15 protein-coding genes, 1 other RNA gene and 2 pseudogenes are annotated in these 9,773 nt (G+C 42.0%); 5 read left to right on the top strand and 13 right to left on the bottom strand.

Annotated elements, in window-relative coordinates; all coding sequences use genetic code 11:
- Together MKHDV_RS18355 and MKHDV_RS18350 are read right to left on the bottom strand one after the other, a co-directional pair.
- A pseudogene (locus tag MKHDV_RS18355) lies at nt 1-250 on the bottom strand (hypothetical protein); the annotation flags it as partial.
- A 3-nt stretch (nt 251-253) separates the two neighbouring features.
- Nucleotides 254-733, bottom strand: coding sequence for a D-Ala-D-Ala carboxypeptidase family metallohydrolase (locus MKHDV_RS18350; protein ID WP_160717920.1), 480 nt, complete (start codon nt 731-733; stop codon nt 254-256).
- Nucleotides 734-920: 187 nt separating this feature from the next.
- Here MKHDV_RS18350 and MKHDV_RS18770 point away from each other — a divergent pair, with 187 nt between their 5' ends.
- From MKHDV_RS18770 to MKHDV_RS18335, 5 genes are all read left to right on the top strand, one after another.
- Nucleotides 921-1,985: a PHP domain-containing protein gene (locus tag MKHDV_RS18770; RefSeq protein WP_216846966.1), complete on the top strand. Its 1,065-nt coding sequence runs from the start codon at nt 921-923 to the stop codon at nt 1,983-1,985.
- Nucleotides 1,986-2,329: 344 nt separating this feature from the next.
- Nucleotides 2,330-2,779 (top strand): hypothetical protein, encoded by a 450-nt coding sequence (locus MKHDV_RS18765; RefSeq protein WP_216846965.1) that lies wholly within the window; start codon nt 2,330-2,332, stop codon nt 2,777-2,779.
- A gap of 470 nt (nt 2,780-3,249) precedes the next feature.
- Complete coding sequence (locus tag MKHDV_RS18760) at nt 3,250-3,657, top strand: hypothetical protein (RefSeq protein WP_216846964.1); 408 nt, start codon at nt 3,250-3,252, stop codon at nt 3,655-3,657.
- Between the two features lie 414 nt (nt 3,658-4,071).
- Nucleotides 4,072-4,767 carry a DUF4145 domain-containing protein gene (locus MKHDV_RS18340; protein ID WP_160717918.1) on the top strand — a complete coding sequence of 232 codons (696 nt, stop codon included), beginning with the start codon at nt 4,072-4,074 and terminating at the stop codon, nt 4,765-4,767.
- 473 nt (nt 4,768-5,240) lie between these two features.
- Nucleotides 5,241-5,618, top strand: a complete 378-nt coding sequence (locus tag MKHDV_RS18335; RefSeq protein ID WP_160717916.1) for a hypothetical protein — start codon at nt 5,241-5,243, stop codon at nt 5,616-5,618.
- A gap of 31 nt (nt 5,619-5,649) precedes the next feature.
- Here MKHDV_RS18335 and MKHDV_RS18330 read toward each other — a convergent pair whose 3' ends face one another.
- The 11 genes and pseudogenes from MKHDV_RS18330 to MKHDV_RS18280 all read right to left on the bottom strand — a co-directional run.
- Entirely contained in the window at nt 5,650-6,084 is a 435-nt protein-coding gene (locus tag MKHDV_RS18330) for a helix-turn-helix domain-containing protein (RefSeq protein WP_160717914.1), read from the bottom strand.
- Nucleotides 6,081-6,401, bottom strand: coding sequence for a hypothetical protein (locus tag MKHDV_RS18325; protein WP_160717912.1), 321 nt, complete (start codon nt 6,399-6,401; stop codon nt 6,081-6,083). The genes MKHDV_RS18330 and MKHDV_RS18325 overlap by 4 nt, the downstream gene beginning before the upstream one ends.
- Nucleotides 6,402-6,836, bottom strand: coding sequence for a regulatory protein GemA (locus MKHDV_RS18320; RefSeq protein ID WP_160717910.1), 435 nt, complete (start codon nt 6,834-6,836; stop codon nt 6,402-6,404). It abuts the gene before it with no gap.
- A 9-nt stretch (nt 6,837-6,845) separates the two neighbouring features.
- Nucleotides 6,846-6,918, bottom strand: an RNA gene (locus MKHDV_RS18315) — hammerhead ribozyme type II.
- Between the two features lie 2 nt (nt 6,919-6,920).
- Entirely contained in the window at nt 6,921-7,517 is a 597-nt protein-coding gene (locus MKHDV_RS18310) for a DUF3164 family protein (RefSeq protein WP_160717908.1), read from the bottom strand.
- A 9-nt stretch (nt 7,518-7,526) separates the two neighbouring features.
- The gene (locus MKHDV_RS18305; protein WP_160717906.1) at nt 7,527-7,724 is read right to left on the bottom strand and encodes a hypothetical protein; all 198 of its coding nucleotides are present in this window, start codon (nt 7,722-7,724) and stop codon (nt 7,527-7,529) included.
- 8 nt (nt 7,725-7,732) lie between these two features.
- Nucleotides 7,733-7,927: a hypothetical protein gene (locus tag MKHDV_RS18300; RefSeq protein WP_216846963.1), complete on the bottom strand. Its 195-nt coding sequence runs from the start codon at nt 7,925-7,927 to the stop codon at nt 7,733-7,735.
- A complete protein-coding gene (locus MKHDV_RS18295; protein WP_160717902.1) occupies nt 7,920-8,153 on the bottom strand; it encodes a hypothetical protein in 234 nt (77 codons plus the stop codon). The genes MKHDV_RS18300 and MKHDV_RS18295 overlap by 8 nt, the downstream gene beginning before the upstream one ends.
- A complete protein-coding gene (locus MKHDV_RS18290) occupies nt 8,146-8,757 on the bottom strand; it encodes a hypothetical protein (protein ID WP_160717901.1) in 612 nt (203 codons plus the stop codon). Before MKHDV_RS18290 ends, MKHDV_RS18295 begins: the two co-directional genes overlap by 8 nt.
- Entirely contained in the window at nt 8,757-9,461 is a 705-nt protein-coding gene (locus MKHDV_RS18285; protein WP_160717900.1) for an AAA family ATPase, read from the bottom strand. The genes MKHDV_RS18290 and MKHDV_RS18285 overlap by 1 nt, the downstream gene beginning before the upstream one ends.
- A 15-nt stretch (nt 9,462-9,476) precedes the next feature.
- Nucleotides 9,477-9,773: pseudogene (locus MKHDV_RS18280) on the bottom strand (transposase); the annotation flags it as partial.

Raw genomic sequence — 9,773 nt, 5'->3', positions numbered from 1 at the left:
CCTCATGACGCTTGGTAAGCTCTTTTTCCAAGCCGAGCTCGTAGCTCTGCCATGCCTGTTGAAACTGGAGGGCAAGCTCTGGATTCTGCTGCAAGGCGGCAAGCGCCGCATCGTCGGAATCCGTTCCCGTAATGGCCTTTGCCATGCCCACAACCTGCGTTGTGACTTTTTCCGCACTGTCGCCACCAATCCATTTGGCAATAGTCGGGGCAAAGGCGCACAGACCGGAGATGATAGATAGTATCGCCATATGCTATGCCTGCACCACGTTATGCAGTCCGGCCTTAACGCAACGCTGCTCACCATTGTGCGCGAAAGTAAGAGACTGTCGTAACGGCTCCTCTCCGATCGGAGGAACTGCTACGTGCGTCCACGAACCATATTCATTGATGACTTGTTGGAATGGCAGGCTCAGCCGCTCAAAAGCTTGAGCTACCTGCAAAGGAGGAACGCCCGGAACAACGAGATCAGCAGCCAGTCCAAACAAGTGATAGCTCGTCTGGCTACCGCCGATATGGTCATTCAGCCACTTAGGACGATAACCACTCGTAATGGTAATGCTAACACCAAGCTCATCACGCAACGGCTGTAAGACTGTGGCGCACAACTGTTTCAGATTCTGAAAGATCTCGGAGTCCTGCTCTACAACAATGGAACGCCCTAACCGCTCCGCCGTCTGGCTGCGACAAAATTCGTCTAAATAGAAGTTAGGAGATAATAAAAAACGCTGCATACCAACCTTCCTTTATTGAAGTATTGGTATGCAGCGTAGTGCGTTTTATGGAGTATGTCGGGAAATTGGGGGTGTTGGGGCAGAAAAAACAATAACATGAAGTTATTGACCTAACCCACTCCACTTTTTACAAATAGAAACACAAATAAATCATATTACACAATACATATACATTATGGGGGGCATTATGAGTTCACGCGGCTCTGAATGGCATAAATGGGATCTTCATGTTCACACACCAGACTCAAATCTTTGCTATAAAAACAGAAATGTTACGAATCAAGATATTATTAACAGCATGGCCCACAACGATATTTCAGTCTTTGCTATTACTGATCATCATTATATCAATATAAATCGTTACCAAGAACTTGCTGACCTAGGAAAGCCTCTAGGAATAACAGTTCTCCCCGGAATTGAATTTTTAGCTGAAGCTAGAGGACGTGAACCAGTACACTATATCGGAATTTTTTCAGAAAAAACAAATCTTGAATTCATCTGGGGACAAATTAAAAACAAAACCGCCATAGCAAACACTTACGGCTCCAACCCAAAGAAAAGAAATGAAGTCTATTGCGACATAGATGATACAATAAAATTAATCAAAAGCCTTGGTGGAATTACAACAATTCACGCGGGGCAAAAATCAAACTCTGTTGAAAACATTACAAATGCCCTCCCGCATACAATGGCTCAGAAAACAGACCTAGCGAATCTGGTTGATATATACGAACTTGGTCAAGAAAAAGATCAAGAAGGATATAGAAAGTTTGTTTTTCCAACAATTAACCGCGAAATCCCTATGATTTTATGCTCTGACAATCATAATGCTCTTGATTATACGGTAAAACAAAACTGCTGGATTAAAGGAAGCCCTAACTTCGAAGGGTTGAAATATGCTCTTAATGAACCAGAAGAAAGATTTTTTATCGGGTCACAGCCTGATGTGCTTACAAGACTTAAAAACGAGCCTGCCAAATTTCTCGACAAAATTACGATAAATCGGGTTAGCGATAAAGACCAACAAAGCATTTGGTTTGAGCACGTAGATATCCCCTTAAACCCTGAACTTATTACAATTATCGGCAATAAAGGAAGCGGAAAAAGTGCTTTAGCGGATATTACTGCACTTTGCGCTGACGGTGAACATTCTACCGACTACACATTTTTAGATAAAGATCGTTTTAAAAAAAAAGGGACTAGCGGACCGATTCGCAGCCCAACTAACGTTCCGAAGTGGCTCCACCTCTGATAAGCGCTTATTAGACCATAATATCGATTCTGCCCTTGTCTCACGAGCTCGATACCTACCTCAGAGCTATTTTGAGAAAGTTTGTAACGAAATAGATAAAACTGAGAATTTTAGAGCTGAAATTGAAAAAGTTGTATTCCAATATATCCCAGCACACGATCGATTAGGCCAAAATTCATTTTCTGATCTTCTGGAATTTAAAAAACAAACTGTAGATATTGAAATAGCAACTCTTAAAGACAAGCTCTCAAAACTTAATACAGAAATTATAAAAAAAGAGAATTTACTCACTCCAGAGTTCCAAAAAGAAAAAAGAAAGCGCTCTCAAGCTAAAGCAAGAAGAGTTGCAAGCCCATTTAAAAGAACTACCAAAAGAGGTAATAGATCCAAAATCAAAGGCTGATACTGAGGAGGTAAAAGAAAAACGTATTCAACTTGATGGTTGGGAGGAGAAAAAAGAGAAACTTAATAGTAATAAAACTCTACTCACTGAATCTCTTACTAGTAATAAGTTAACAGTAGCAACACTATCTAACTATAAAGATGCTATTACAGACAAGATTAAATCTTTAAACAATATAACTAACCAATATGATTCTATATTAAAAGCTAATAATATTAATGCTTATGAACTTATTCATATCAAATTCAACAATTCCATAATTGATAATCAAATACAAAAATTAGAAAAATTAAATCGAGATTGTGAAATTCAATTATCTAAACCTATGATCCCAAATATACATAGAAAATATGATGAATTGACCCTGAATGAAAAAAATAGAGCATTGTAAAAAAACAAAATAAAAAACTCTTAGTTCTGAAATTTTAGTACACATGAACAAAGCTACATAACTTACTCAACAGACTTAAATGAATGGAAAGAGAAAAAGGAACAAATCAAAAAAAGAGATTAGCCTACTGTCACAAAAAATTAAAATTCAATAAAAAAACGAAACACCAAACGAACTCATTACATTAAAAAAAAGAACGCATCGAAATTTCCAAAAAAATCTATAACCATAAAGCACAAATCAAATCTATCTATGATTACGTCAAATCAAATATTGACGAGCAACTTCAAAAATCAAATGCTGTAGACTTAAGCATTTCAAGTTCATTTTCCTTAATTCCAGATTTTTCTTATCATCTATTGTCCCACTTGCTGAGAAATAAAACCGGCTCATTCTACAGCAGGGAAGGCAGCAAAAAAACGCTACAGGAAAAATTAATTGCTGTAACATGCTGGAACAGCAAGGAGAGTGTGGCAAACTTCCAAGAAAAAATGATTTATGCTCTTGAACATAATATAAACACACAACCAGAAGAAAAAACATCCATTACTGACTTAGTCAGAGATCGGAAAGAATTTTATGATTACCTTTTTGGTTTAGACTATCTTATATCTCATTATGACTTGAGCCAAAACGGGAAAAGCCTAGCCGAACTTTCACCCGGCGAAAAAGGTGCTTTGTTGCTTGTCTTCTACCTTGTTCTAGACAAAGAAGATGTCCCTCTCATTATTGATCAGCCCGAAGACAACTTGGACAATAAGAGTGTTGCAGAAGTCTTAGTGCCATTCATAAAAGAAGCCAAAAAAACGACGTCAGATCATTATGGTTACCCACAACCCAAACTTAGCGGTTGTTGCGGATTCAGAACAAGTTATTAGGGTCTCAATCGAAAAAGAAAACGGAAATAAATTTTCTTATGTTTCTGGAGGCATCGAAAAACGCATAATAAATGATGCGGTAGTTGACGTTCTAGAAGGGACTCTTCCTGCCTTCACTAAACGTAAAGATAAATACCGTTCGGTTATTACAGCATAATTCTTTGCTGGCCGTTTTAAGCTTGAAAAACGCTGCACATCTACGTTTCTTATATTGAAATGTTGAGTGCAGCGTTTTATATTTTATAACAGCATATCAAAATGCAGATTTTTAACGTTACTCAACGCTCAACACTTTTACTATAACGTTTTTTCGAGGTTGCAGCTGCTGCAAAAAACACATAATATACTGATACATAAGATAAATATCGCCCCCCTCAAAACTCCACTTCAAAAATTTTCTATTGGGCAATCATAATGAGTAAATGGAACAAAACCGATATGGTTAACTGCACGACATGCCGTGGGCATCGGTATTGCACTGAACTTTTTGATAAAGAATTTGAAGAAACTGATGACTTCGACGAGTATAACAGTATGTATTTCTACAATAAATACACATTGGTGATGTGTAATGGCTGCAAAACCGTATATCTTATTCATCAATCGTACTCCTCAGAAGATTTTCCAGAAGAAGCTATAACTTTTACTCAATACCCTAAGTTTGAAAAACAGATGCAACAAATTTTTAGCATTCGGAAAAGAAAACACGGTGTACTCGATTTCAACCTACCCAACCTTGACCCTTCATTTGAACTGATTCAAGAACTCTATTTTGCTGTAAACAACGAAAAGCCAATGCTCGCAGCGATGGCGATTCGAGCAACTCTTGAGTTATTAATGATTGAATTCGTAAAAGATAACGGAAGCTTCAAAGCCAATTTTGCTAAAATGCAAAATGATGGTTACTTGTCAAAGGTACAAGTTGATTTATTAAATAAAGTACTTGAAGTCGGGCATGGAGTTATGCACAGAGGACATCAGCCTAGCATGTTAGACATTTATATTGCATTAGGAATGTTAGAAACGCTAGTAATGCAGCTGCAACACACAGATGGGAGGGCTGAGGCCATCGTTAAAAACATACCACCGCGGAAAAAACACCAAAAATGATAGTTTGTTGCGTTAGATTCTAGACAATTAACTCCTTTTGCAATACCTCCAAAACCACGGAGGTATTCAGCTTGGCAAAAAGATTTCCAACTCTGTCTGACGAATGGTGTAATTTTTTAACATGTATAATACTCCATATGCTTCTCCCTTTACTACCTTTATTCTTGGAATACTGGTTTCGTAACGGGACTCCCGCAGAAACGACATATGCGATTACCGCTGCGATGTATGCAATAACCATCGGTCTTTCTTCTGAAAGCACAACCATGTTAGGACTGTGTATACTTATTTGCATTGTTTTTTCTGCACTATTTGGAGTAGTATGTACTGAAACAACTCATCCGTCTCATATTACGACAGCCTCATCAGCTAGTATTATATGTATATTTACAATACATGTCCTTGAAAGATATAATAAACATGTAGTTGACTGCAATCCATTCTGGATTTTTAAGAAAGCAGGGAGCTAACATATGAACTTTGCAAATCTACTTTCTCTTGCAGGCGTTGCCGTCTCTCTTTTTGCTGTTCTGGGTTCCTTCAGGTCACTAACAGATCGCATCCAAACAGAACATCAAGTACAAGAAAAAATTCAAAAAAAACTGGCTGAGCAGCGCGGCCTTTATGAAAGGCTTGTTTATCTATCATGCCAGTATAACGAAAATAAATCAGACTCTTTTTCTCAAAAAGAATACGAAGCATTGCTAGAAATGCTAATTAAGCAAGCAAGTAATGATCTCTCAGAAAATCAAAGAAAAGCTATTGATGCTGCGCTTAATCAATCATCCCATAAAGGACGAATGAATTACCTTTCAAAGGTAATCAACAAAGCAGGATTACATGCTGCGTAATAAAAAGGGAGTTATATAACTCCCTTTTTCATTACCAATCCACCCGCCCCATCTCCTCACGCACACTCTCTGCCGTTATTCGAATGGGCAAACGCATATGCCGAACAAGCACACCGTCATCTACAAGCTTACGGACGGTACGCTCTGAGATATTCAGACAATAGGCAGCCTCATCTACTCTAAGAAACTTTTTTGCTTGTAGCATTTCTTCTGGAAGCATGGAGAACTTGTTTTGTGTTTGCGATGCCGGAAACTGCATGGGCACTTGAAAGCCTTCTGTACTCTTTGGGGTACAGCGTTTATTACAACCAAGGCAGTGCAAGATAGGCCAGCGATGCAGCCAATAGGCACGGGAGGCATCTTTGCAGCCAAGCTTCGAATAAACGTCCTCTGCTATTTCCCCTCCGAATGGACGAAAGCCTTCAATCATCATTTGCGCCATTATGCGGCACAGCTTGCTATTCATACCACCTCCAACACGGCCTTGGCCTGTGCCGTAAAAAGCTTATCGCATCTCTTGCAATGCATTGATGTAACAGAGCAGCGACTACACGCGACCTGCTTGATTGCTGTAAAAATTTGTTCTTCTGGCCTACACTCATTCAATGCGTTTTCTATCCGTTCGACTTGCCGCGCTGTGTTTCCAGCGTAGACGCCGCGCAGCACCATGTAGACGGTGGAACGGTTCAGCTGAAATTCATGCTGCTTGCAAAAGTTATGGATAGTGCCAAACCGTTCTTGTATTTGCGCTGCAAGCTCTGCATGTTCGGAGCTGATCTGCATCTAATCGGTGTCGATTCCGCGAGCATGGCAACGGTTCACTAAATCCTTAGTGATCGTCTGCAATGCGGCCTGATCTTTAAGCCAGATGAAGCTTTCAACACCGAACTGCTTTTTCATACGAGTATCTATTCCGCTCATCTTCCAGCCAAGTTGCTTCCATAACGCAAGTATGTAGCGCTTCTGCTGAACGTGCGGTGCATCATCTGGAATAACATAGAAATCTTCTGTGGGCTTGGCAGTTGGCTGGCTCTTGCTGGCAAACACTGCCCCACGTTCTTCCATGTGACGCATCAACCTATACCGCTGCTTAAAATTCAGCTTTGCGGCGCTGGTTACACCAAACATGTCGCTCAGCATGACGCGGTATGTTTCATCATCAAGGCCAAGCTGTTTCTTGCCCATATGAATTTTGGCTAGTTCTGCATTTCTACTCATATCAATTCTCTCTGGCTGCTCATCAGGTTGAAGCCGCCACGCTTCAACGACTGTCCGCTGGTTGCTTCGGACAGTTTCGCACTGTTACAATGCTGCGATATCCAGCGGAATAGCCGCCATCTTTCCGTTTGCGTTGCGTTCGTAGATTCGGAAGTATGCCTTTGTGCCTGTCACGCGGATAGAATCTGAAATAGCTTCCATTGCACGCCTCCACCGCTCGTCCATAATCTGAAGACGACGCAGACCAAGAATACGCCCTACGTTAATCTTGCCTTCTTTATCCACTTGAAACGCATCATTCACCACGGCACGTAATTCACCGGGACTACCCTCTGTCCAATCCTTCAGGCATTCATCAATGAGTGACTTTGCGGCCTGAAGGCGCTCATCAAAATCTAGGTGCTCGCTGATCTGTCGCTTAATCTGATATTGCCCATCGTAGGAAACAAGAGACACATTGCCCTTTTGGCCGCCAATCTTCACGCCGTACTGTTCAGCAGAAAGGGAAACAAAGGCTTCCACGTCATTCATGATTTCGCCTTTCAGTGCCGCGAGTTCCTCCTGCATGGCCTTGGCCTTGTCTACCTTTTCCATAACCAGCTCATGACGCGCCAAATCGACTGGTTTAACCTGATCCACTGGCACAAAATGCCCTTGTGCATTCTCCATGTATCCGTCCATTCTATCTCCCTAGCTTGTTATTGTTGCGTATTTTTCAAGTTCTGCCACACGTTCTACTTCTGCCAATGCCCCTTTAAATGCGCGGTTCGCAACCTCAAAGTCCTCACTGGGCAACGCTTGCATCTGAGCTGCAAGTTCAATCAAATAGCTATGCAGAGCACCAGAAATTGGACCGTATGGCCTTGTGTTGCTTTGTACATGTTCCATGCCACCTCCTACTGTGTTGCAGTTGTTGCGGGTGCAGTTCGTTCAAATTCCGCCTGTGCTGTCACCTCATCAAGCAGCTTCATTGCCACACTATATACTGAGGGTTGTAGATTCTTAGGCAATGCTTCTATCTTCTCCGCTAGCTCTGCCAACAAGCCATATAGCTTTTCTGAGGGATAACTCATCCGTGCTTCATTATTCATTTTGCACTCGCTCTCGCAATTTTTTAGCGCTTATAGTTTTCCTGAAGCCACAACCGAACACATCTACTTGATACGCATTGCGGCTTGTCTGGCGTATGGCCTTCACCATCACGTCCTTTAATTGAAATTGCCCGCCAATTTTTACCCACAGCAGGTACTTATTGTTCACTGCAATTGTTTGTAGATCAGGACATTTTAGAGCATACAATTCTAAACCATCAGACATCCGCAGCCTGCTCTTCAAAGCGCTCCAAGATAATCTTAGCCAGCTCTACTACCTGCTGCTTTACTCTTGGTTGATGCAAATCCTGCTGCAAGAAAATACCGACCAGTTCATGTAACGAGGCTTTTTCAACAGCAAAAGGATCTTTCATGTTTTGAGACGGGATATACGCACGCTGCTGTTTGCGCATTTTTCCTGTAGCGGCGTACAGCACAGCCTTCCTCTTTTTCCCTACACGGCGCAGATAGCCCTGCTCTTCCAGCTCTTTTACGTACCACATTGCATGGTAATAACCGGAGCCAGATACCCTTGCTAATTCCTGAAGACTAAAGCCGGGAGTCGCTGTTTTTATCCCACGCCACATACGAGTGACAGACTCCTTGCCCCTTGCGGTTGTAGAGTCCTCGTTATACCGATATTCCCCCCGCCCAACCCGCACTAATTCACCGGATTTTACCATCACTGTTGCTCTTGAACGAACCTTACCTCTTTCCTCATCAGTCTCTACATTTAGTACCGCATAGAGCATTTGGTTTGAAAACACTCTGTTATCTTTGCCCAAATTACTTACTGCCTCTCGCATTAAAGGCATTTTGTATTCACGCATTACTTCCTCCAACTCGCCACTTGCTTAGCAACCTTAGCCACAAGAGCTGGGCTTATTTCTTGTTCTTCATGCGCCTTTGCAGCTTGTTCGAGTTGCCCGATAAAGCTCCACACAAGACGAAAATCTCCGTCAGCCTGCCGGACAATCTGCGCGCAAGCATCGGGTGTAATATCCAGCCCTGCGGCTTCATCTCCAAGAATTGCCACGTCTTCCTCTGACACAGCCCCAAACTCAACAACTTGCTTAACACGACTCCAAATACGACGGCGGGTACCAAGAAGTCCGCGTAATTCTAATTCACCAATAAGAATGATAGGCGAGCCAGTTACGTCAAATATGTCACGTAAATCTTCAATACGGTCGATATGCAAACGGTCTGCTTCATCAACAAAAATGGTTTGGGGTTGAGCTTCCAGCGCCTCAATAATTTTATTCTTACAGGCGGCAGACGAACGAGGCCGCAACCCGCAGACCTGATTACACAGTTCCTGCAAAAAAGCGCACTGCGTCCACCCCTGCATAACGCGAAAGAACACCCCGCCATTAATTGCATGATAGTTACGGGTGGTCTCAGTCTTGCCACGCCCTGCCTGACCAAAAATCAAAGCAAAGCCCGGTTCGCCGTGCTGATCGTCTTCCAAGGCACGTACCTTCTGACGGAACTCAAGCACGTTGCGAGTTTCGATAAAAATGTCACGTCTCATAGCTGATTCCTTTTCTTATGATGCTACGGTCTGGCGAGTACGCCCGTAGTATTTGCGTAAGCGTTCGTATCGTGAAGCCGCGTTCTGTTTGTATTCTTCTGTGCTTTCGTAATATTCCATCCATTCACGGTCTGGATCACGAAGAAGCACATTGTCTTTCGCTGTAAGACTGAACAGGTAGTCATACTTATCCAGCTCAGTAACAATCTCAGGTTTCTGTACTGGAGGAACATAAGATGGGGCATTGCTGCGCTGTGTTTGCGCCTTCTTCTTAGCTGATTCAATGCTGAGAACTTTTGTCTGTGAAAGTGG

Source organism: Halodesulfovibrio sp. MK-HDV, assembly GCF_009914765.1.
GTDB lineage: Bacteria > Desulfobacterota > Desulfovibrionia > Desulfovibrionales > Desulfovibrionaceae > Halodesulfovibrio.
This window is presented reverse-complemented; position numbering and strand designations above follow the sequence as displayed.

What these genes read in the sequence shown, in the direction of transcription:
- MKHDV_RS18320 (WP_160717910.1), bottom strand. Translation starts at nt 6,836, where the DNA reads ATGAGTAGAAATGCAGAACTAGCCAAAATTCATATGGGCAAGAAACAG.
- MKHDV_RS18295 (WP_160717902.1), bottom strand. Translation starts at nt 8,153, where the DNA reads ATGTCTGATGGTTTAGAATTGTATGCTCTAAAATGTCCTGATCTACAA.
- MKHDV_RS18305 (WP_160717906.1), bottom strand. Translation starts at nt 7,724, where the DNA reads ATGGAACATGTACAAAGCAACACAAGGCCATACGGTCCAATTTCTGGT.
- MKHDV_RS18335 (WP_160717916.1), top strand. Translation starts at nt 5,241, where the DNA reads ATGAACTTTGCAAATCTACTTTCTCTTGCAGGCGTTGCCGTCTCTCTT.
- MKHDV_RS18290 (WP_160717901.1), bottom strand. Translation starts at nt 8,757, where the DNA reads ATGCGTGAATACAAAATGCCTTTAATGCGAGAGGCAGTAAGTAATTTG.
- MKHDV_RS18770 (WP_216846966.1), top strand. Translation starts at nt 921, where the DNA reads ATGAGTTCACGCGGCTCTGAATGGCATAAATGGGATCTTCATGTTCAC.
- MKHDV_RS18325 (WP_160717912.1), bottom strand. Translation starts at nt 6,401, where the DNA reads ATGCAGATCAGCTCCGAACATGCAGAGCTTGCAGCGCAAATACAAGAA.
- MKHDV_RS18300 (WP_216846963.1), bottom strand. Translation starts at nt 7,927, where the DNA reads ATGAATAATGAAGCACGGATGAGTTATCCCTCAGAAAAGCTATATGGC.
- MKHDV_RS18330 (WP_160717914.1), bottom strand. Translation starts at nt 6,084, where the DNA reads ATGAATAGCAAGCTGTGCCGCATAATGGCGCAAATGATGATTGAAGGC.
- MKHDV_RS18340 (WP_160717918.1), top strand. Translation starts at nt 4,072, where the DNA reads ATGAGTAAATGGAACAAAACCGATATGGTTAACTGCACGACATGCCGT.
- MKHDV_RS18350 (WP_160717920.1), bottom strand. Translation starts at nt 733, where the DNA reads ATGCAGCGTTTTTTATTATCTCCTAACTTCTATTTAGACGAATTTTGT.
- MKHDV_RS18285 (WP_160717900.1), bottom strand. Translation starts at nt 9,461, where the DNA reads ATGAGACGTGACATTTTTATCGAAACTCGCAACGTGCTTGAGTTCCGT.
- MKHDV_RS18310 (WP_160717908.1), bottom strand. Translation starts at nt 7,517, where the DNA reads ATGGACGGATACATGGAGAATGCACAAGGGCATTTTGTGCCAGTGGAT.